General features: G+C 64.3%; 22 protein-coding genes. 7 read left to right on the top strand and 15 right to left on the bottom strand.

Going from position 1 to position 21,256, the window contains the following annotated elements; all coding sequences use genetic code 11:
- The first annotated feature begins 28 nt into the window (after window positions 1-28).
- Window positions 29-265, top strand: coding sequence for a hypothetical protein (locus I6F31_RS07355; RefSeq protein ID WP_057028137.1), 237 nt, complete (start codon window positions 29-31; stop codon window positions 263-265).
- Window positions 262-588, top strand: a complete 327-nt coding sequence (locus tag I6F31_RS07360) for a type II toxin-antitoxin system RelE/ParE family toxin (protein WP_225134638.1) — start codon at window positions 262-264, stop codon at window positions 586-588. Before I6F31_RS07355 ends, I6F31_RS07360 begins: the two co-directional genes overlap by 4 nt.
- 126 nt (window positions 589-714) lie before the next feature.
- Here the strand turns inward: I6F31_RS07360 and I6F31_RS07365 are convergent, their stop codons facing one another.
- The 12 genes from I6F31_RS07365 to cysG form a co-directional block, all read right to left on the bottom strand.
- Window positions 715-1,503 carry a 3-hydroxybutyrate dehydrogenase gene (locus I6F31_RS07365; protein ID WP_225126393.1) on the bottom strand — a complete coding sequence of 263 codons (789 nt, stop codon included), beginning with the start codon at window positions 1,501-1,503 and terminating at the stop codon, window positions 715-717.
- Window position 1,504: 1 nt separating this feature from the next.
- Window positions 1,505-2,680, bottom strand: coding sequence for a patatin-like phospholipase family protein (locus I6F31_RS07370; RefSeq protein ID WP_225185200.1), 1,176 nt, complete (start codon window positions 2,678-2,680; stop codon window positions 1,505-1,507).
- A 79-nt stretch (window positions 2,681-2,759) separates the two neighbouring features.
- Window positions 2,760-3,263 carry a CAP domain-containing protein gene (locus I6F31_RS07375; RefSeq protein ID WP_035998228.1) on the bottom strand — a complete coding sequence of 168 codons (504 nt, stop codon included), beginning with the start codon at window positions 3,261-3,263 and terminating at the stop codon, window positions 2,760-2,762.
- A gap of 107 nt (window positions 3,264-3,370) precedes the next feature.
- Complete coding sequence (locus tag I6F31_RS07380) at window positions 3,371-4,405, bottom strand: sulfate ABC transporter ATP-binding protein (protein ID WP_035998225.1); 1,035 nt, start codon at window positions 4,403-4,405, stop codon at window positions 3,371-3,373.
- Window positions 4,395-5,306 (bottom strand): sulfate ABC transporter permease subunit CysW, encoded by a 912-nt coding sequence (gene cysW / locus I6F31_RS07385; protein ID WP_036021670.1) that lies wholly within the window; start codon window positions 5,304-5,306, stop codon window positions 4,395-4,397. Before cysW ends, I6F31_RS07380 begins: the two co-directional genes overlap by 11 nt.
- A 9-nt stretch (window positions 5,307-5,315) precedes the next feature.
- Complete coding sequence (gene cysT, locus I6F31_RS07390; protein WP_074447692.1) at window positions 5,316-6,152, bottom strand: sulfate ABC transporter permease subunit CysT; 837 nt, start codon at window positions 6,150-6,152, stop codon at window positions 5,316-5,318.
- 37 nt (window positions 6,153-6,189) lie between these two features.
- The gene (locus I6F31_RS07395) at window positions 6,190-7,191 is read right to left on the bottom strand and encodes a sulfate ABC transporter substrate-binding protein (RefSeq protein WP_192893080.1); all 1,002 of its coding nucleotides are present in this window, start codon (window positions 7,189-7,191) and stop codon (window positions 6,190-6,192) included.
- Between the two features lie 120 nt (window positions 7,192-7,311).
- Window positions 7,312-8,037, bottom strand: a complete 726-nt coding sequence (locus tag I6F31_RS07400; protein WP_109142443.1) for a phosphoadenylyl-sulfate reductase — start codon at window positions 8,035-8,037, stop codon at window positions 7,312-7,314.
- Window positions 8,034-8,549 carry a DUF934 domain-containing protein gene (locus tag I6F31_RS07405; RefSeq protein WP_035998199.1) on the bottom strand — a complete coding sequence of 172 codons (516 nt, stop codon included), beginning with the start codon at window positions 8,547-8,549 and terminating at the stop codon, window positions 8,034-8,036. Before I6F31_RS07405 ends, I6F31_RS07400 begins: the two co-directional genes overlap by 4 nt.
- Window positions 8,536-10,191, bottom strand: coding sequence for a nitrite/sulfite reductase (locus tag I6F31_RS07410; protein WP_109142442.1), 1,656 nt, complete (start codon window positions 10,189-10,191; stop codon window positions 8,536-8,538). Before I6F31_RS07410 ends, I6F31_RS07405 begins: the two co-directional genes overlap by 14 nt.
- Before the next feature lie 11 nt (window positions 10,192-10,202).
- Window positions 10,203-10,520: a DUF2849 domain-containing protein gene (locus I6F31_RS07415; protein ID WP_036021663.1), complete on the bottom strand. Its 318-nt coding sequence runs from the start codon at window positions 10,518-10,520 to the stop codon at window positions 10,203-10,205.
- Entirely contained in the window at window positions 10,517-11,941 is a 1,425-nt protein-coding gene (gene cysG, locus I6F31_RS07420) for a siroheme synthase CysG (RefSeq protein WP_225185201.1), read from the bottom strand. Before cysG ends, I6F31_RS07415 begins: the two co-directional genes overlap by 4 nt.
- Before the next feature lie 244 nt (window positions 11,942-12,185).
- On the opposite strand from cysG, the gene cysD reads away from it, so the two are divergent.
- The 4 genes from cysD (at window position 12,186) to I6F31_RS07440 (ending at window position 17,961) form a co-directional block, all read left to right on the top strand.
- On the top strand, window positions 12,186-12,980 hold the full coding sequence (gene cysD, locus I6F31_RS07425; RefSeq protein WP_035998209.1) for a sulfate adenylyltransferase subunit CysD: 795 nt from the start codon (window positions 12,186-12,188) through the stop codon (window positions 12,978-12,980).
- A gap of 14 nt (window positions 12,981-12,994) precedes the next feature.
- Complete coding sequence (cysC, locus tag I6F31_RS07430) at window positions 12,995-14,911, top strand: adenylyl-sulfate kinase (protein ID WP_225139305.1); 1,917 nt, start codon at window positions 12,995-12,997, stop codon at window positions 14,909-14,911.
- A 488-nt stretch (window positions 14,912-15,399) separates the two neighbouring features.
- Complete coding sequence (locus I6F31_RS07435; RefSeq protein ID WP_035998186.1) at window positions 15,400-17,565, top strand: malate synthase G; 2,166 nt, start codon at window positions 15,400-15,402, stop codon at window positions 17,563-17,565.
- 195 nt (window positions 17,566-17,760) lie between these two features.
- Window positions 17,761-17,961: a CsbD family protein gene (locus I6F31_RS07440; protein ID WP_008546815.1), complete on the top strand. Its 201-nt coding sequence runs from the start codon at window positions 17,761-17,763 to the stop codon at window positions 17,959-17,961.
- Between the two features lie 156 nt (window positions 17,962-18,117).
- Here I6F31_RS07440 and I6F31_RS07445 read toward each other — a convergent pair whose 3' ends face one another.
- From I6F31_RS07445 to I6F31_RS07455, 3 genes are all read right to left on the bottom strand, one after another.
- Window positions 18,118-18,273, bottom strand: coding sequence for a Thivi_2564 family membrane protein (locus I6F31_RS07445; protein WP_008546817.1), 156 nt, complete (start codon window positions 18,271-18,273; stop codon window positions 18,118-18,120).
- A 155-nt stretch (window positions 18,274-18,428) separates the two neighbouring features.
- Complete coding sequence (locus tag I6F31_RS07450) at window positions 18,429-19,079, bottom strand: DUF2865 domain-containing protein (RefSeq protein ID WP_035998181.1); 651 nt, start codon at window positions 19,077-19,079, stop codon at window positions 18,429-18,431.
- A 13-nt stretch (window positions 19,080-19,092) separates the two neighbouring features.
- Window positions 19,093-19,908, bottom strand: a complete 816-nt coding sequence (locus I6F31_RS07455; protein ID WP_035998178.1) for a L,D-transpeptidase — start codon at window positions 19,906-19,908, stop codon at window positions 19,093-19,095.
- 208 nt (window positions 19,909-20,116) lie between these two features.
- Between I6F31_RS07455 and I6F31_RS07460 the strand changes: the two genes are divergently transcribed.
- Window positions 20,117-21,229 carry an AI-2E family transporter gene (locus tag I6F31_RS07460; protein WP_035998174.1) on the top strand — a complete coding sequence of 371 codons (1,113 nt, stop codon included), beginning with the start codon at window positions 20,117-20,119 and terminating at the stop codon, window positions 21,227-21,229.
- The last annotated feature ends 27 nt before the right edge of the window (window positions 21,230-21,256 follow it).

Here is a 21,256-nt window from a genome sequence, read left to right on the forward strand (position 1 = left end):
ACCTCTTCGGCACCTGATATAGTTGGGTATGGCTGCAAGCGATCTGCGAGATCTTCTGGAACGTGCCCAGACTTGGCCCGAAGAGGCCCAGAACGAGCTGGTTGCGATTGCCAGCGAAATCGAGAGCGAACTGCTCGGCGGCGAGTATGTTGCGACGCAGGAAGAGCTGCGAAGTATCGACGCTGCGTTAGCCTCCATAGATCGCGGCGAGTTCGCTACGGATGCCGAGGTCGCAGAAGTCTTCGCGAAATTCAGGCGCGGATGAAGGTCGTCTGGTCCCGAGAGGCGCTTGCTGACCTCGAAGACATTGCAACCTATTATGCCAGCAACGCCAGCCCAGCGATCGCCGATGCCATCGGACGAAGATTTGCGGATGTTATCGAGCGCGTCCGGCGTGCGCCTTTCTCATCGCCACGGGTCACACAACGTTCCCAAGTCCGCGTGGCAACGGTCGTCCGCTATCCATTTCGGATATTTTACCGTGTCACCGGCGAGTTCGTTCATATCGTCCATATCCGCCACGCGTCGCGGCGGCCCCTTGCCGGACTGAACGAGCCGGAAAGCCAATATGGTTCGCCTCGGACCTGAGAACGGCTGGTTCGCAGTAGGCGCGGGAAGAGGTGAGACACCCAGTGCCACTGACGCTGGTCGCGAACAGCGGAAAGATGGTGGGCACGGCGCTGGCACCTTTGCCCACCCTACAGCACTGTGCGCCTACTCCGCGGTCCAGCCGCCGTCTATCGAGAGGTTGGTGCCGGTGATCTGGGCGGCGTCGTCGCTGCACAGGAACAGGGCGAGCGCGGCGACCTGCTCGGAGGTGACGAACTCCTTGGTCGGCTGCGCATCGAGCAGCACATCGTTGATGACCTGCTCGCGCGTCAGATTGCGTGCCTTCATCGTGTCGGGGATTTGCTTCTCGACCAGCGGGGTCCAGACGTAGCCGGGGCTGATGCAGTTGCAGGTGATCTTGTGGGTCGCGACTTCCAGCGCCACGGTCTTGGTGAGGCCGGCGATGCCGTGCTTGGCCGAGACGTAGGCCGACTTGAATGGCGAGGCCACTAGCGAGTGCGCCGACGCCGTGTTGATGATGCGGCCCCAGCCCTTCTTCTTCATGCCGGGCACTGCGGCGCGGATGGCGTGGAAGGCCGAGGACAGATTGATCGCGATGATCTGGTCCCATTTCTCCGGCGGGAATTCCTCGATCGGCGAGACGAACTGGATGCCGGCATTGTTGACGAGGATGTCGACCGAGCCGAACGTCTTCTCGCCGAGCGCGATCATGCCGGCGACCTCGGCGGGCTTGGTCATGTCGGCGGGCGAGTAGACCGCCTTGACGCCGAAATCGGATTCGATCTTGGCGCGCTCCTTCTCGATGTCCTCCGGCGAGCCGAAACCGTTGATGACGACGTTGGCACCGGCGCCGGCGAAGGCGCGCGCGTAAGCGAGCCCGATGCCGCTGGTCGATCCGGTCACGAGGGCGTTCTTGCCTGACAGAGTACCCATTCTATTCGCTCCTTTTTGCCGGGGGCGCGGTGACGTCCCCCGTGAGATCGTAGGTCACCATGGTCTCGCCGGACTGCGGCCGCTCCAGCCAGTCCTTGTGGCGCATCGACAGGTGCACGTCACGAACGCCGGCCTCCCAATGCTCGACCATGGCAATGTGCGAGAAATCGTAATCCTTGGACGAGGATTCGTAGTTCTTGCTGCGGTAGATCAGATGCACCACGGTGACGGTGCTTTCGCGCGACACTTTCGCCAGGAATTCGACGGAAGGATCGTTCTTGAGATAGTCCGGCAATTTGCCGATCAGATCGCGCACGGCCCTGCGGGCGTTGTGCAGCTGCTTGTTCTTGTCGGTGTTCATCCGCGTGCGGCTGGAATAGCGGATGTCCTTCTCGCGCTCGGCGGCCTCCAGCAGCGAGTTCGGCAGGTCGCCGCGCGCGGAAAACAAATCGACCTGAAAGATCAGCATGTCGCGTTCGACCTCGGCATCGAGCACGTAGTCGAGCGGAGTGTTGGAGGCGATGCCGCCGTCCCAATAATGCTCGCCGTCGATGACGACGGAGGGAAAGCCCGGCGGCAGCGCGCCGGAGGCCATGATGTGCTCGGGGCCGATCTTCTTGCCGAGCTTCTTGAACGCGTAATTGTCGAAATATCTGAAATTGCCCGAGGTGACGCCGACCGCGCCGACCGACAGGCGTGTCTTCAGATCGTTGATGCGGTCGAAATCGACGAGTCGCTCCAGCGTCTTCTTCAGCGGCGAGGTATCGTAATAGCTTTCGGCCTCGCGATGCCCCGGCGGCCACAGCGGCGCCGACGGAATGCGTGGCGTGAAGAAGCCGGGCACGCCGAACGTCGCAATCAGCGCGGCACTGGTGGAATTGAACAGCTCGCGGCTGCGGTCGCTCTTGCCGACCGGCTTCCACGGCACCGGGGCCGACACCATTTCCCAGAATTCCTTGAGCCGCTCGACGCGGGTGTGCCCCTCATTGCCGGCGATGATGGCGGCATTGACCGCGCCGATCGAGATGCCGGCGACCCATTCCGGATCGAAGCCGTAGCCACACAGCGCCTGGAAGGCGCCAGCCTGGTACGAGCCGAGCGCGCCGCCGCCCTGGAGGACCAGGACGCGCTGCGCATTCGTGGGGATTGTTGCGGTTTCCGGACTATGATCGGTCATGCGGGAACAATAGCAAAAGGCTGGCCACCGTGGCGACACTCCGCCGCGACGTCAATGCATCCCCGGGATCAAGTCTGGCTTATCGAGGCTCGGTGGAGGCCAGGATCATGGTCCAGAACACCTTGTATTTGGTGCCTGGAGCATAGCTCGCCGCGATGCCCAATTTTGTGACACCGCTCTTGAGCATGTTCGCGCGGTGCGGAGGCGAGTCGCGCCAGCCGGAAAACGCTTCCGCCAGCGTATGATAGCCGGCCGAGATGTTCTCGACCGCCACGGTGGCAGGATAACCGCCAGAGGCCAGACGCTTGGCGAGCGGCGCGCGGACGTCGTGGTCCATCTTGTTGGCCGCCGCCATCGCGCCCGATTGGGATTCGGCGAGCCGCGTCAAATCCGGGTCGACCACGACCGTACCGAGCCCGTTGTTCTGGCGGTATTGCGAGATCATGATTGCAGCTGCCTGGACGTCGAGCTTGGAGCCCGGCACCGCCATGTCGGCATACATCGACGGCTGCTGGACCGGTGCTTCGTTGCCGGCACAACCGGCGAGCAGCAACATGATGAGAATTGCGGCTGCAGCGCGCATGAATCGGGGCCCCCAAATGAGGGGCTGTTGTTGCATACCAACAATGGCTGAAAGGTGAATTTTGAAGAGAATTTGAGCCGTCATTCCGCGGCGGAATGACGGTTGGCTCAGCCCGCAAAAATCCGGTAGCGACGCGGATTGAGGCCGATGGTGTCGCCGGCGCGCAGTTCCTTGTCGCGGGGGGCGTCGATCTCGATGGTCTCGCCGCCGGACAGGGCTACTTCCGCCCGCTGCACCGGACCGAAATTGCGGACGTGCTGGACCGCGCCCTCGAAGGCGCCGCTGCCGGGCGGGCCGACCAGCATGTCATGTCGCCGCACGAACAGCTTCGACGCGCCAGGCGCAAGCCCATCGGCCGCCAGATCGAGCTGCCGGTCGCCGAGCCGGATCGCACCATCGCCGATCTGGATCGGCAGCACGATGGATTCGCCGATGAAGCCGTGCACGAACGCCGTCGCCGGATTGTCGTAGACGTCGTCGGGCGAGCCGATCTGCTCGATCCGTCCCTTGTCCATCACCACGACGCGGTTGGCGACTTCCAGCGCCTCCTCCTGGTCGTGCGTGACGAAGATCGAGGTGACGTGGATCTCGTGATGCAGCGAGCGCAGCCATTTGCGCAGCTCCTTGCGCACCTTGGCGTCGAGCGCGCCGAAGGGTTCATCGAGCAGGAGGATGCGCGGCTCGATCGCAAGCGCACGGGCGAGCGCGATGCGCTGACGCTGGCCGCCGGAGAGCTGGCTTGGATAGCGGTCGGCGAGCCAGTCGAGCTGCACCAGATCGAGCAGCTCCTTGACGCGCGAGCGGATCGCAGCCTCATCCTTTCGGACCGCGCGCGGCTGCACGCGGAGGCCAAAGGCAACGTTCTCGAACACCGTCATGTGGCGGAACAACGCATAGTGCTGGAACACGAAGCCGACGTGACGCTCGCGGGCTCCTTGCGCCAGCGCGTCCTCACCGTTGAAGGAGACTTCGCCCGAGTCCGGCCAATCGAGGCCGGCGATGATCCGCAGCAAGGTGGTCTTGCCGGAGCCGGACGGGCCGAGCAGCGCCAGCAGCTCACCGTCGTTGACCTTGAGATCGACGCCGTCGAGGGCTGCAAAACTGCCGAATTTCTTGACGAGATTCTTGACTTCAATGGTCACTGGCGTCTTGTCCTTCGTCGAGATGACGTTCGAGAACGGTTTTTGCGATCAGCGTGATCAGCGCCAGCATTGCGAGCAGCGAGGCGATCGCGAAAGCGGCGACGAACTGGTATTCGTTGTAGAGGATCTCGACCAAGAGCGGCATGGTGTTGGTCTCGCCGCGGATGTGGCCGGAGACGACGGAGACCGCACCGAACTCGCCCATCGCGCGCGCGTTGCAGAGCAGGACGCCGTAGAGCACGCCCCATTTGATGTTGGGCAGGGTGACGCGGAAGAAGGTCTGCAGGCCGGAGGCGCCGAGCGAGATCGCGGCCTCCTCCTCCTGCGTGCCCTGCTCCTGCATCAGGGGGATCAGCGCGCGCGCCACGAAGGGGAAGGTCACGAAGGTGGTGGCGAGCGCGATGCCGGGGACCGCGAACAGGATCTGGATGTCGTGCTCGCGCAGCCAGCTGCCGAAATAGCCTTGCGCGCCGAACAATAGCACGAAGACGAGGCCCGAGATCACCGGGCTGACCGAGAACGGCAGGTCGATCAGCGTGATCAGGAAGGTCTTGCCCGGAAACTCGAATTTTGCAATCGCCCAGGCGGCGACGAGGCCGAACACCAGATTGAGCCCGACCGAGATCGCCGCGACGATCAACGTCAGCTTGATCGCCGCCATCGCCTCCGGCTCGGCGAGCGCGGCGAAATAGGCGAGGATGCCGCGCGAAAATGCCTGCGCGAACACGACGACCAGCGGCAGCACGACGAAGACGGTGAGAAACAGCAACGCCAGCGTGATGATGACGATGCGGACAGCGCGCGGCTCGGTGCGCAAATTGTTCCGCGCCGCCGCCGCGTGCGCGCGTGCCTGCGAGTCGGAGGCCGAGAGCGACACGGAATCTGCGATCTGCATCGTCATGGTCCGCCCTCAGCGCGCCGGGATCCGGCTCTGCGCCCAGCGCTGGAGCCGATTGACCGCGAAGATGATGACGAAGGAGACGACCAGCATGACCACCGCAATCGCGGTCGCATCGGCGTAACGGAATTCGGACAGGCGTATCACGATCAAGAGCGGCGCGATCTCGGAGACGTTGGGCAGATTGCCGGCGATGAAGATCACCGAGCCGTATTCACCGACCGCGCGGGCGAAGGCGAGCGCGAGGCCCGTGAGCAGCGCCGGCGCGAGCGAAGGCAGGATCACGCGAACGATGGTCTGCAAGCGGCTGGCCCCCAGGCTGCCCGCGGCTTCCTCGATTTCAGGGTCGAGATCCTGCAGCACCGGCTGCACGGTGCGGACAACGAAGGGAATGCCGATGAAGATCATGGCGACGAAGATGCCGACCGGCGTGAACGCCACCTTGAGGCCGAGCGCGGCAAGCGGCGCCCCCAGCCAGCCCTTCTCGGCGAACAGCGCCGTCAGCGCGACGCCGGCCACCGCCGTCGGCAGCGCAAACGGCACGTCGACGATGGCATCGAAGATGCGGCGGCCGGGGAAGCGGTAGCGCACCAGCGCCCAGACGATGATGCTGCCCATCACCAGATTGACGCAAGCCGCCGCAAAGGCGAGGCCGAACGAGACGCGGAGCGCGTTCAGGGTGCGGCGGCTGGAGAGGATGTTCCAGAACTGCTCGGGGCTGAGCTCAAGCGATCTCAGGAACAGGCCGGCGAGTGGAATCAGGATGATCACGGACAGCCAGGAAAGCGTCAGTCCCATGGTGAGACCGAAGCCCGGCAATGTCCGGCGTCGTGCTGCGAGTGCGCTCACCAGGCCCCCTGCTAAAGCCCCCTACGACAGCGCCCGATCAGTTCTTGTAAATCTGATCGAAAACGCCGCCGTCTGCAAAATGTTCCTTCTGTGCCTTGGTCCAGCCGCCGAAGACGTCGTCGATCGTGAACAGCTCGACCTTGGCGAAGGCATTTTCGTACTTTTTGGCGGTCTCGGCATCACGCGGACGGTAGAAATTGCGCGCGGCGATTTCCTGCCCTTCCTTGGTGTACCAGTATTGGAGGTAGGCGTCAGCCGCATTGCGGGTGCCCTTTTTGTCGGCAACCTTGTCCACGATCGCGACCGGCGGCTCGGCGAGGATCGACTGCGGCGGTGCAACGATCTCGAACTTGTTCGCACCGAATTCCTTGAGGGCCAGGAACGCCTCGTTCTCCCAGGCGAGCAGCACGTCACCGACGCCGCGCTCGACAAAGGTCACAGTGGCGCCCCGGGCGCCGGTATCGAGCACCGGCACCTGCTGGAAGAGCTTCCCAACGAAGTCCTTGGCCTTGTCGGCCGAACCGTATTTCTTTTGCGCAAAGCCCCAGGCGGCAAGATAATTCCAGCGCGCGCCGCCCGACGTTTTCGGGTTCGGCGTGATGACGGCAACGCCCGGCTTGATCAGATCATCCCAGTCCTTGATGCCCTTGGGATTGCCCTTGCGCACCAAGAACACGATGGTCGACGTGTAGGGCGACGAATTCTGTGGCAGCCGTTTCTGCCAATCCGTCGCGGTGAGGCGCTTGCTCGCGATGGCGTCGATGTCATAGGCGAGCGCCAGCGTCACCACATCAGCCTGCAAGCCGTCGATCACCGCGCGCGCCTGCGAGCCGCTGCCGCCGTGCGACTGCTTGATCTCGACGCTCTTGCCGGTTTCCTTCTGGTAGGCGCTCGCGAACGCCTTGTTGAACTCGACATAGAGCTCGCGCGTCGGATCGTACGACACGTTCAGCAAATTGATGTCGGCGGCCAGAGCCGAGCCTGCCCAGAACCCCGTCGCGAGCAATCCTGCGGCGAGCGGAACGATACGGCGCATCATGTCCATCTCCATTCACCTCGACGACATCGGCGTCATCGACGGCAGGCATAACTCGTGGCGAAACGCTCTTGTGTCAACGGAACCCGATTTTCTTGTTCGCTAGCTCGCAGCGTGACTGTGCTACGAAGTCTTCATCGTATGGATGCCGCATTCTGTCTTGGCCCGGCCGCGCCACCGGCCGGCGCGTGCATCCTCGCCCTCAGTCGTTCTGCTGGTGCAAGGCATACACCCAACCGACAGGAATCCTGACACAACCAGAGGGTGCCGCGGCAATTTAGCGCGGGTGAAGATCGCCTCGATCTCCTCGCGCGAGACGTTGGCGAAGGGATTGAACTTCAGCCGCGCGCCATCGTCCTCGACGACCGGAATGTCGGCGCGCGCATTGCCCTGAAAGCGCTTGCGGCCGTTGAGCCAGGCGCCGAACGGCTTCAGCGCACGCGCCAGCGGCTCGACCTTGCGGATGCGGCAGCAGGCGTCGGGATCGGAGAACCAGAGGTCGCGGTCGGGATCTTCGCGCGACAGCGTCTCCTCGGCCGGCTTGATCGAGCGAACGTCCTTCAGGCCCAGCGTCGCAATGAGCGTATCGCGATAGGCCAGCGTCTCCTCGAACAACCAGCCGGTGTCGAGAAAGATCACGGGGATTGCGGGATCGACATCCGACATGACCTTCAACAGCGTCGCCGATTCAGTACCGAACGAGGACACCAGCGCAAGCTTCTCGCGCCCGACCGTCTTCAGCGCCGCGGCAATGACCTCCGCAGGCGAGGCATCGCGCAAGGCGCGATCGAGCTCGTCCGCCGAAGGTAGCGCAGACACGGGCGAAACCTGAGGCGCGATCGCGTTCACGTGCCGACCCCTTCGGAGTGGCGCAATTGCATGCGCCGGTGCAGCGCTGTGATGCGGCCATCGCCGGTCGGCTGGTAGAACACCGAATAGCGCTTCGCGGTCTGCATGAAGGCCTCCGCATCGGCCTGCTTCTTGACCTCGAAGGCATCGAAGCCGGCGCGCAGCATGAACACGAACTGGTCGCGCAGCACCTGACCGGTCGCGCGCAATTCGCCGCGGTAGTTGTAACGTTCGCGCAGCAGCCGCGCCTGGCTGTAGGCGCGCCCGTCACGGAAGGTCGGGAACACCAGCGCGACGGCGGCGATCTGGCCGAGATACGGCACGAGCTCGGCGATGTCGCGATTGTTGGGCCAGATCACCCCGACCTTTCCGGCGCGCTTGAGCAAGCCCTCGGCCTCGCCGAGGAAGCGCTCGGCGGGCACCAGGATGTCGCCGCCCTCGGGCAGCGGCGTGTCGACGGCGAGCTTGACGAAGCGGTCGTCCGTGATCTTTCCGCCATTAACGAGTGGCATAGACGCGCTCCTTGAAGGGTTCGACGCCGAGGCGCTTCACCGTGTCCATGAACAGCTCTTCGGGCCGCTCGCGCAGCGCCAGATAGGCTTCCACGATGTCCTCGACCACGTCGGCGACCTCGTCGAACTTGACGCCGGGACCGATCAGGGTGCCGAGCGCGGCGTTCTCGTCGGCACGGCCGCCGATGGTGATCTGGTAGACCTCCTCGCCGTTCTTCTCGACGCCGAGAATGCCGATATGGCCGACATGGTGATGGCCGCAGGCATTGATGCAGCCGGAGATGTTGATGTGCAGACGGCCGATCAGGTTAGCGAGCTCGTGATTGGCGAAGCGCCGCGTCAGCTCCTGCGCGATCGGAATCGAGCGGGCATTCGCCAGCGAGCAATAGTCGAGCCCGGGGCAAGCGATGATGTCGGTGATCAGGTTGACGTTGGGCGTCGCCAGCCCGAGCTTGTCGAGCGCCTTCCACAGTGCCGGCAGGTCGCGCTTGGCGACGTGCGGCAGCGCTAGATTCTGCTCGTGGCCGACGCGGATCTCGCCGAAGGAATATTTGTCGGCAAGATCTGCCAGCGCGTCCATCTGCTCGGCGGTGGCATCGCCCGGAGGCCCGCCGGTCGGCTTCAGCGAGATCGTGACGATGGAGTAACCCTGCACCTTGTGCGGGGCCACCGAGTTCTTGCGCCATGCCTCGAAATCGGGGTCGGCCGCGGCCTGGCGCAGCTCGTCCGGCATATGCGGCAGCTTCTCGTAAGCCGGATAGGTGAAGCGCGAGCGGATGTCCTCGATCACCTCCTCGTCGATCTGGAGCGAGGAGTTGCGGATATGCTGCCACTCGTCCTCGACCTCGCGCGAGAATTTCTCGATGCCGAGCTCGTGCACCAGGATCTTGATGCGCGCCTTGTAGATGTTGTCGCGGCGGCCGTACTGATTGTAGACGCGTAAGATCGCCTCGATGTAGCTGAGGATGTCGCGGCCGTGCACGAAGTGCTTGATGGTCTTGGCGATGAACGGCGTCCGGCCGAGACCGCCGCCGACCAGAACCTCGAAGCCGGTCTCGCCCTTCTCGTTCTTGATCAAGCGCAGGCCGATGTCGTGGATCTTGATCGCGGCGCGGTCGTGGTCCGAGGCGGTGATCGCGATCTTGAACTTGCGCGGCAGGAACGAGAATTCCGGATGCAACGTGGTGTGCTGGCGGATCAGCTCCGACCAGATGCGCGGATCCTCGATCTCGCCCGGCGCGACGCCGGCCCACTGGTCCGAGGTGACATTGCGCATGTTGTTGCCGGAGGTCTGCATCGCGTGGATGCCGACCTTGGCGAGGTCTTCGAGTGCATCCGGCAGCTCGGCGAGCTTGATCCAGTTGAACTGGATATTCTGCCGCGTGGTGAAGTGGCCGTAGCCGCGATCGTATTTGCGCGCGACATGGGCGAGCGCCCGCATCTGGTTCGTCGCCAGAGTGCCATAGGGAATCGCGACGCGGAACATATAAGCGTGCAGCTGCAGATAGACGCCGTTCTGCAAACGCAGGATCTTGAACTCGTCCTCGGTGAGCTCGCCGGAAAGGCGCCGCTTCACCTGGTCGCGGAACTCCGAGACGCGCTCGTTGACGAGCGTGCGGTCGATTTCGTCGTAAGCATACATAAGTGGGTGCCTTAAACCTGGGCCGGCTGTCCGATGGTGACGCCGGTGCGGCGAATCTGCTCGCGCAGATTGCCGGGCTGGACCTTGCCATCGTCGCCGATCTGCACCGGCGCGATATAGGGGCCGATGGCGCCGACGTCATCGGCCACGGCTTCCGCAAGCAACGCCTTGGCCTCGTCGGAGTTGCGCACGATCGCGGCTTCCGACAGCTCGGCGGACCAGCTGTTGGCGGCGGTGCGGTAAACCACGATGCCGTCCCAGGTGCGGTTGGCGGTCACGACCGAGGGGCCGGCGATACGGATCTTCTTTTGTTCGAGCGGAGAGGTCATTCGGCTGCATCCAATAGGTCAGAGATGATTTGTTTGGGTGTCTGGCGGCGAAGCGAGCCGGCATGCCGGACCACGTCGCCGATGATGAGGATGGCGGGACCGCCATGGATCCGCCGCACCAGTTCCGGCAGATCGCGCAGCGTGCCAATTGCGCCTTGCGCATCGGGCCGCGTGACGCGGGCGAACACGCCGACCGGCGTCTCCGGCGAGCGGCCGGCCGCGAACAAGCCTGCGCGCACGGCGGGCGCTGCGGTCATGCCCATGTAGACCACGACGGTCATCTTGGTGTCGGTCAGTGTCGACCAATCCACGTTCTCTGCATCGCGGGCCTTGTGTGCGGTGAGGAAGGTGATGCGGGTCGCTTCGTGACGATAAGTGAGCGGCACCTCGAAATCGGCAGCGGCGCCGAGCCCTGCGGTGATGCCGGGAATGATCGAATAGGCGACGCCGGCGGCGCGCAACGCTTCCACCTCTTCGCCGCCGCGGCCGAACACGAAGGGATCGCCGCCCTTCAGCCGCACGACGCGCTGGCCCGATTGCGCGGCCTCGATCATGCGCTTGTTGATGGCGTCCTGGCCGATGCCGGGCTTGCCCACGCGGCGGCCGACCGCAAAGCGCGTGGTGTCGCGGCGAATGCGGTCGAGAATCTCGGGCGAGACCAGCTCGTCATAAAAGACGATGTCCGCGTCCTGCAGCGCGCGCAGCGCCTTGATGGTGAGCAGATCGGGATCGCCGGGGCCAGCGCCGACCAGCGCGACGGAGCCTTCCGGCTTGTCGGCGCGCGCGAACGCGGTGGGATCGGAGATCGCCTTGAGCGATGCATCGGCTTCGCTGTTGCGGCCGGCGAGCATGGCGGCGCCGATAGGACCGTCGATGACGCGCTCCCAGAAGCGGCGGCGCAGCGGAAACTCGGCGATGCGCTCGTTGATCGACTTGCGGAAGGTGCCGATGAACTCGGCGAGCTCGCCAATGCGCGCCGGCAGCAGCGCCTCGATCTTCTCGCGCACGCGCCGCGCCACCACCGGGGAGGTGCCGCCCGTGCCGACCGCGACCACGACATCGCCGCGATCGACGATGGCCGGAAAGATGAAGCTGGAATGCTCGAGGTCGTCCATGACGTTGACGGGCAGGCCAGCCGCTTTGGCGCGAGCCGACATGGCGACACCGACATCGCCTGCGCCGGCGCAAACGACGGCGATGACGCCGGAAAGATCCGCCGTGAGCGGATCGCCCGCCGCGATCTCGATGCGCGCGGAGTCTTCGGAGCCGAGGCCAAGGTCATGATTGCCGTCGATCGCATGCACGCGCAGGCGCGCGCCGGCAGCGGCGAGCACGCGCAGCTTGGCGCGCAAAAGCTCGCCCGTCCCGATGAGGACCACCGGGCCGGCCTTGAGATCGAGAAACACCGGCAAGAACCGCATGTGATACTCGCTTCCCCACAAACGGGGTTGACTGGAATTATTTTCTATATATGTCTCGTTTCGAGCGCGCAAAGAGAAAATTTTTTCTTCTCTTCCGCACCGCAACTATAGAATTTTCGCCTCCAAACGCAAAGTGGCAGAGATGCATCTTCTCAAGGACGATTCCGCTGCTGATCGACTGAGCAATCCGGCGCTGGCTGAGCGCGTGCGCGCGCAAGAATTTGCTGCCGAACTTGCCTCGAGCATGGACCATCTCGACCAGCTCGAAGCGCAGAGCATCTACATCTTCCGTGAGGCCTTTGCCCGGCTGAAGAAGATTGCCCTGTTGTGGTCACTCGGCAAGGACTCCAACGTCATGATCTGGCTGGCGCGGAAAGCCTTCTTCGGCAAGATGCCGTTCCCGGCCCTTCACGTCGATACCGGCAAGAAGTTTCCGGAGATGTATCGCTTCCGCGATCATTACGGCAAGGAATGGGATCTCGATCTGCGCGTCGAGCCCTGCCCGCCGATCGATGCCGTCGACCCAACGCTGCCGCCGGCCGCCCGTTCCGCCGCGCGCAAGACCGAGGGCCTCAAGATGGCGCTCGCAAAGTATGGCTTTGACGGCCTGATCGCCGGCATCCGCCGCGACGAGGAAGCAACGCGCGCCAAGGAGCGGGTGTTCTCGCCGCGCGGCTTGGAGGGCAATTGGGACGTGCGCGACCAGCCGCCGGAATTCTGGGATCATTTCAACGCCTCGCCGCCTCAAGGCGCGCATCTGCGCATCCATCCGATCCTGCATTGGACCGAGGCCGACATCTGGGCCTACACCAAGCGCGAGAACATCCCGATCATTCCGCTGTACCTCGCCAAGAACGGCAAGCGTTATCGCTCGCTGGGTGACCAGGACATCACCAATCCGGTTGCCTCGAATGCCTCGAACATCGACGAGATCCTGATCGAGCTCGAACAGACCAAGGTGCCGGAGCGCTCGGGGCGCGCGCTCGACCACGAGACCGAGGACGCCTTCGAGCGCCTTCGTGTCGCCGGCTATCTCTGATCAAGGACGCGGCCATGAACATGATCGTCACGTCAGCCTCGCCCGGCACGCCGAACGGCACCACGCGTCCCCAGGTCCGCATCGTCATCGTCGGCCATGTTGACCACGGCAAGTCAACCCTGGTCGGCCGCCTTCTGCATGAAACCGGCAGCCTGCCCGAGGGCAAGCTCGAAATGCTCAAGGCCGTCAGCGCGCGGCGCGGCATGCCGTTCGAATGGTCGTTCCTGCTCGACGCGCTGCAGACAGAGCGCGACCAGGGCATCACCATCGACACCACCCAGATCCGCTTCCGCACCAATTCGCGCGACATCGTGCTGATCGATGCGCCCGGCCACGCCGAATTCCTGCGCAACATGATCACCGGCGCATCGCAGGCCGACGGTGCGGTGCTGATCATCGACGCGCTGGAGGGCGTGCGCGACCAGACCAGGCGGCACGGCTATCTCCTGCATCTGCTCGGGGTGAAGCAGGTCGCGGTCGTCGTCAACAAGATGGACCGCGTCGATTTCTCCGCCGCACGCTTCAAGGACATCAGCGACGAGATCTCCGCGCATCTGAACGGCCTCGGCGTGACGCCCACGGCCGTGATCCCGATTTCCGCGCGTGACGGCGACGGCGTCGCGATGCGCACCGACCGCATCTCTTGGTACAAGGGACCGACCGTGGTCGAGGCGCTTGATCACCTCGAGCCGGCGCGTCCGCTGGAAGCGCTGGCGCTGCGGCTGCCGGTGCAGGCGATCTACAAGTTCGACGACCGCCGCATCGTCGCCGGCCGCATCGAATCCGGCAGCCTGATTGCCGGCGACGAGATCGTGATCATGCCGGCCGGTAAGATCGCCAAGATCAAGACGGTCGAGAGCTGGCCGGCGACGCCGGTAGCGGGCCGTCAGGGCGCCGGCCGCTCGGTCGGCATCACGCTCGACCGCGAATTGTTCATCGAGCGCGGCGACATCATCGCGCATGCGGGCAGCGCCCCGCGCGAGACGCGGCGGCTGCGCGCGCGCATCTTCTGGCTGCACGACAAGCCGCTTGCCAAGGGCGACCAGCTTTTGGTGCGCTGCGGCCCCAAGGAAAGCCGCGCCACCGTGGTCGCCATCGAGAAGGCGGTCGATCCCGGCGAGCTCTCGAGCAGCGAGAACAAGGCGATCGGTCGCAACCATGTCGGCGAGATCGACATCTCCCTGTCCAATCCGATCGCGACCGATCCCTACACCGAAAATCCGCGCACCGGCCGCCTCGTGATCGAGGTGTCCGGGCGCATCGCCGGCGGTGGCCTGGTGCTGTCGGTCGATGCCGGCCAGCGTGCCGTGCCTGTCGACATCGTGCCGGTGGAATCGGCGCTGCGTAGCGACGAGCGCTCGGCCCGCTACCGCCACAATGGCGCCGTGGTCTGGCTTACCGGCCTGCCGGCCTCCGGCAAGTCGACGCTGGCGCGGGCGCTGGAGCGGCGTCTCTTCACCAATGGCGGCTCGCCGATCCTGCTCGATGGCGACACGCTGCGCGCCGGGCTCAACAGCGATCTCGGCTTCTCCGCCACTGATCGCAGCGAGAACATCCGCCGCCTCGCCGAGGTCGCGACGCATCTCGCCCGCAACGGCCACATCGCCATCGTCGCGGCGGTCTCGCCCGCGCGCGAAGATCGCGCCGCCGCGCGTCGCATCGCCGACACCGCGTTTCGCGAAATCCATGTCGCGACGCCCGCCGAGGTGTGCGAGGAGCGCGATCCCAAGGGCCATTACAAGAAAGCCCGCGCCGGCGCACTCGCCTCGTTCACCGGCATTGGCAACGACTACGAGAAGCCTGAGGCCGCCGAGCTCGTGATCGATACGTCGAAGCGGACGGTTGCGGAAGCGGCCGACGAGATCGAGCAGATGCTGAAGGCATCAGGCGTGCTGTTCGACGAGCTCGTGGACCTCGCTGCGAATATTTGAGGCACGCGCATTCGTTGATGCGCTCGCTGCCGCCTACACGGGCGGTGCGTCCCTCCCCCTTGCGAGCCCTTGCGGGGGTGGGCGATCGCATATGAATTGCACGAGGACTGTCTGCGGGCTTGCTCCGCCTCTCCCGCTTGCGGGAGAGGCCGACGCGCTCGCAGAGCGCGGCGGGTGAGGGCTCTCGCTGCATAGGGACATCCTCAGTTAATCTCAACAATCCCGACGCGGAGACACCCTCTCCCCAACCCTCCCCCGCAAGCGGGGGAGGGAGCGCAGTTGTGCGCGTGGTGCGGAGCTGGGCTCAAGTCTGTAACGGCGTACCAATCCAGATCCTCGCCTTGACATTTTGACAAGCTCCCGGGGGTCTTCTCACGGCCTCTTTTTTGGGGCTAATAGGCCCCCGAAAGCCGCCCCGCGTGGGCGCATTTTGCTGCTGTCGGGTCAAAAGCAGCCAAAAACAGCCATTTCCAACAAGAAAGCCCATCATGAAACGCGTCGACGCCCACGGATTGAAGATCGCACCCGTCCTGTTTGACTTCATCGCCAAGGAAGCGGCCCCGAAAACCGGGATCGCGCCGGATGCGTTCTGGGCCGGGCTGGCCGGCATCATCAAGGAGCTGGGACCGAAGAACCGCGAGCTGCTCGCATTCCGCGACAATCTGCAGGCCAAGATCGACGACTGGCACCGCGCCAATAAAGGCAAGGCGTTCGACCTCAATGCCTACACCGCCTTCCTAAAGGAGATCGGCTATCTCGTCCCGGAGCCGGCGACGCAGAAGGTCGAGACCGCCAATGTCGACGAGGAGATCGGCAAGATCTGCGGCCCGCAGCTTGTCGTGCCGCTCACCAATGCGCGCTACGCGCTGAACGCGGCGAACGCACGCTGGGGCTCGCTCTATGACGCCTTCTACGGTACCGATGCGATTCCGCATGATCCGTCCGAGAGCGGCAAGGGCTACAACAAGGCACGCGGCGACAAGGTGATCGCCAAGGCCAAGGCGTTCCTCGATAACGCCGTGCCGCTCGCGACCGGCAGCCACACCGACGTGACCGGCTATAGCATCGTCGCGAGCCAGCTCGCGGTGAAGCTGAAGAGCGGCAACGCCACCGCGCTGAAGAACGCCGCGCAGTTCGCGGGCTTCCAGGGCGATGCGGCTGCGCCGAGCGCCGTGCTGCTCGTCAACAACGGCCTGCATATCGAGGTCAAGATCGACCGCAGCAGCGCGATCGGCAAGGACGATCCGGCCGGCGTCGCCGACATGATCATGGAGGCCGCGGTCTCCACCATCCTCGACATGGAGGACTCGGTCGCCGCTGTCGATGCCGAGGACAAGGTGCTGGTCTACCGCAACACGCTCGGCCTGATGAACGGCACGTTGTCGGCCGATTTCGAGAAGGGCGGCAAGACGCTGACGCGTTCGCTCAATTCCGACCGCCTCTACAAGACGCCGGACGGCAAGGGCGAGCTCAAGCTGCACGGCCGCAGCCTGCTGTTGATGCGCAATTGCGGTCACCACATGTTCACGGACGCGGTGCTCGACGAGAAGGGCGAAGAGGTTCCGGAGGGCCTGCTGGACGCCGCCGTCTCGGGCCTGCTCGCGATCCACGACCTCAAGGGCAATTCCAAGGTCAAGAACAGCCGCACCGGTTCTGCCTACATCGTCAAGCCGAAGATGCACGGCCCGGACGAGGTCTCGCTGACCTGCGAGATTTTCGACCGCGTCGAGAAGATGCTCGGCCTGCCCGAGAACACGCTCAAGGTCGGCATCATGGACGAGGAGCGACGCACCACCGTCAACCTCAAGGCCTGCATCCAGCGCGCCTCCAAGCGCATCATGTTCATCAACACCGGCTTCCTCGACCGCACCGGCGACGAGATCCACACCTCGATGGAAGCGGGCCCGATGATCCGCAAGAACGAGATGAAGGCGCAGGCCTGGATCAAGGCCTATGAGGACTGGAACGTCGACATGGGCCTGATCGATGGCCTGCCCGGCCACGCCCAGATCGGCAAAGGTATGTGGGCCGCGCCCGACAAGATGGCGGACATGCTGGCACAGAAGCTCGGCCATCCGCAGGCCGGCGCCACCACCGCCTGGGTGCCCTCGCCGACCGCGGCGACGCTGCACGCGCTGCACTACCACCAGGTCAACGTCATCGCGCGCCAGGAGGAACTCGCCAAGGGCGGACCGCGCGCAAAGCTGTCCGACATCCTCACCATTCCGGTGTCGAAGTCGAACTGGGCGCCCGATGACGTCAGGCAGGAGATCGACAACAATTGCCAGGGCATCCTGGGCTATGTCGTGCGCTGGATCGACCAGGGCGTCGGCTGCTCGAAGGTGCCCGACATCCACGACGTCGGCCTGATGGAAGACCGCGCCACCTTGCGCATTTCCAGCCAGCACCTTGCCAACTGGCTGCATCAGGGCGTCATCACCGAGGCGCAGGTGATGGAATCGCTTAAGCGCATGGCCGTCGTCGTCGACAAGCAGAACGCGGATGATCCCATCTACAAGCCGATGGCGCCCGCCTTCGACGGCGTCGCCTTCAAGGCCGCCTGCGACCTCATCTTCAAGGGGCGCGAGCAGCCGAACGGCTACACCGAATACATCCTCACCGCGCGCCGCCGCGAGGCCAAGGCTCTTGCATAAAAAGGCTCTTGCATAAAGAGGCTCTTCGATAAAAGAGGCTCTTGGATAAAGAGGCGCTCGGCTGAGCAGAGTCACGGAACATCGAAAGCCCCGGCGGAAACCGGGGCTTTTTCGTTGGGCGAAACGTCGCGCTGTGTCACGGAACAGGCTGCGTGCGCCTCGCGTTGTCGGGCCATCAACCAACGGGAGATGGTCATGGACTGGAATCGGATCGAAGGAAACTGGAAGCAGTTCAAGGGATCGGCCAAGGAGAAATGGGGCAAGCTCACTGACGACGACCTCCAGCTGATCGAGGGCCGCCGCGAGCAGCTTGAGGGCCGGTTGCAGGAGCGTTACGGCAAGGCCAAGGACCAGGTCCGTCAGGATGTCGACGACTGGCTGAAGTCGCTGCACTGAAGCAGCACGAACGAAGCCCCGGCGAAAGCCGGGGCTTTTGATTTGAAAACATTTGCATTCGTAGCCCGGATGCAGCGTAGCGCAATCCGGGATCGGTTTCGCTGTGGCAAGACTCCGGATTTGCTTCGCTCCATCCGGGCTACGCGCCTACCCCCGCTAGAACACCGCGAGATATTTCAGCAATGAGACAATGCCGATGATGATGACGATGACGCGCGCGATCTGCTTGGCGCGGCCGTCCATTGGCAGCATGTTGATGAGATAAAGCACAAGAATGACGACGAGAAAGGTGACGAGTACGCCGACCAGCATCGCGAGGCCCCCTTCAGGCAATTGCTACGCTGTTCTAACGCGCTGCACCCAAGCCGGTTCCATCTCGGAAACCCTGCCGCGCAACGTCCCGCGGCGGGCCTAGTCCAGCATTTGGCCGTCCGACAAGGTTCGGACGCCGTCCGATCGGGCGCTCCCTACTCCTTCGCCACCACCGGGACTTGACGGAATCTGGCACGCACCGATTCCGGCAGCGGCGAGAAGTTCATCGCGACGCCACGGCGGTCATTGGCATTGCGGCTGGCGACCACGAGGCCATTGGCGCCGGCGACGATGTCGCCCTTGCGCAGGGTCGGGTCGTCCTCGACCTTGACCGATGCGAGCCCGACCGGGTCCTTGCCGTTGCAGGTACAGCCCGCGACGATCTCGTTGCGATAGCGGAACGCGTTCGGCAGGTCGGAATAGGACTTTCCCTTCTCAGTCGTGGCATCGTCGATGTTGCCGCCATAGACGAGCGAGGTCTCCGAGGCAGGGCAGAAGCTCTTGCAGGATTGCGCCTTGCTCTCGGCATCATTGCCTTGTGCCGGGAAGTAGCGACCGTCGCAGCTGCGCACGCAATAGGCGGTGCCGCCGCCGTAGGACGCGCGCTGGCGTGGCGCCTCATAGCGCGGCATATCGTCGGTGGGGAAAGGCATCCGGATTTCCGGCGGCGGCCGCATCCGAAAGCCGCCGAACAGGCCCGAGAAGAAATCCTGCGCATGCGCCGACGGCGCCATCGCCAGCCCGCTGGAGACGACGACGACAATCGCCGCTCCGCCCGCCAGTTTGTCAATCAGCCGTCTCGCCATAGGACCTCGCAGACTAATTCACGGCCGACGTGGTCATGTTCAGCGCCTGCCGACCCGAAGGCAGTGTCGTCACGGCCGGACGCTTGCGCACGGGATCACCTCCCTTCGCCATTAACGGCGCGTTCTTCGGCAGCACCACGACCTTGGCGCCGACATTGACGCGGCTATACAGGTCGACGACGTCCTCGTTGGTCATGCGGATGCAGCCGGACGAGACGAACTTGCCGATGGTGGAGGGATCATTGGTGCCGTGGATGCGGTATTGGCTCGAGCCGAGATACATCGCGCGCGCACCGAGCGGGTTGCCGGGCCCGCCGGCGACGAAGCGCGGCAGATAGGGCTGGCGCGCGATCATCTCGGCCGGCGGATGCCAGTCCGGCCACTCGGCCTTGCGGCTGACGCTTTGCACGCCCGACCAGGTAAAGCCCTCGCGGCCGACGCCGACGCCGTAGCGGATCGCGCGGCCGCCTCCGAGCACGTAATAGAGATAGGTGCTGTTGGTATCGATGACGATGGTACCGGCCGGCTCGCTCCGGTCAAAGCCGACGATCTGCCTGCGCAGCCGGTCGGGCAATTGGGCATCCTCATCGGCGACCTGCGGCGCCTCGTTGATGTCATCCTGCGAATAGCCTTGGTCCTGCAAGTGTTGGCCCTGCAAGTATTGGCCCTGCGAGTAAAGGTCCTGCGGATACACCCGCTGCATCGGCGCATAGCCGAAGGTTTGGGCGCTTGCGGTGCCCACCGGCACTGCGAGAAGAGCGGTTGCGAAGGCGAACGCGCCGACGGCGCGCGGCGAGAAGCTGCGACGGACTGCAAACAACTTTGTCATGAGCTGCCCCGTTGGATGTGCATCAGGTGATGCGCTGCCTCAACAAACTCCGCCGCCTCGATCGAAGTTCCGGCGCAGCGTGCGGCAGCGACGTCACAGTCAAGCGAGCATCCGTTCACGAAGCCGCGATGGAACCAGCACGCCGCCCAAGCATTAGTCACGTCATCAATGGGCGCGCGGATCACGGATTCCGTGCGGGAGAGATATTGTGCGCGTCCTACCCAGTGAACGTTTGATTTCCGGCAACAGCGAAGGCGATCCGCTTCCCGAGAGCCATGTCGAGCTGCCGCCGGTGATCCGCCGCACTGAATTCGTCGCGTTCGCGCTGGCCGGGCTGTTGCTGATCGCCATCGTCGCCGTGCTCTATGTCGGCCGGGCGTTCTTCCTGCCGGTCGTGATGGCGTTCGTCATCGGGACCATGCTGTCTCCGGCGGCCACCTTCCTGGAGCGAAGCAAGGTCCCACGCAGCGTCGGCGCCGTGCTGATCGTGGTCGCAGTGAGCGCGGTGGTCGCTTTCGCCGTCGCGTTGATCGCTTCGCCGGTCATGGCGTGGAGCACGCGCCTGCCAGAGCTCGGCGCGCAATTGAAGGACAAGCTGCACGTGTTCGACCGGCCGCTTGCGCTCTGGCGGGAGCTGCAAGCCATGCTCGGCGGCTCGGAGGGATTGCCGAGCCTGCACATGCCCAAGATCGAGTGGGTGCAGCCGACGCTGGAATTCCTGTCACCGACCTTTACCGAATTCCTGCTGTTCTTCGTCACCCTGATCCTGTTCATCGCAAGCTGGCGCGACCTGCGGCGGGCCATGATCATGACCTTCAGCAATCACGACGCGCGGCTGCGCACGCTCCGGATCCTCAACGAGATCGAGGTCCATCTCGGCAATTATCTGCTGACCGTCACCCTCATCAATGTCGGCGTCGGCGTCGCCACCGGCCTGATCTGTGCGCTGACCGGAATGCCCAATCCGGCCGGGCTCGGCGCACTGGCGGCCACGCTCAACTTCATCCCGATCATCGGGCCCGTGGCGATGTTCGTGGTGCTGGTCGTGGTCGGGCTGATCGCCTTCCCGACCCTCGGCGGCGGCCTGATGGCCGCGCTCGCCTTCGGTGGCCTCACCTTTCTCGAGGGTCACTTCATCACGCCGACGATCATCGGGCGGCGGCTCGCCCTGAACGCGCTCGCCGTGCTGCTCGCGCTCGCGTTCTGGACCTGGCTGTGGGGGCCGATGGGCGCGTTCCTGTCGTCGCCGCTCCTGATCGTCGCGCTGATCCTGAAGGACCACCTATTGCCGGAGAATTCGCCGCAGCTGCCGCAAGCCTGACCGGTTTCAGCGAACGGAACTTACCCG

It is taken from the genome of Bradyrhizobium sp. NBAIM01 (assembly GCF_020194115.1).
In the GTDB taxonomy this organism is placed as follows: Bacteria; Pseudomonadota; Alphaproteobacteria; order Rhizobiales; family Xanthobacteraceae; genus Bradyrhizobium; species Bradyrhizobium yuanmingense.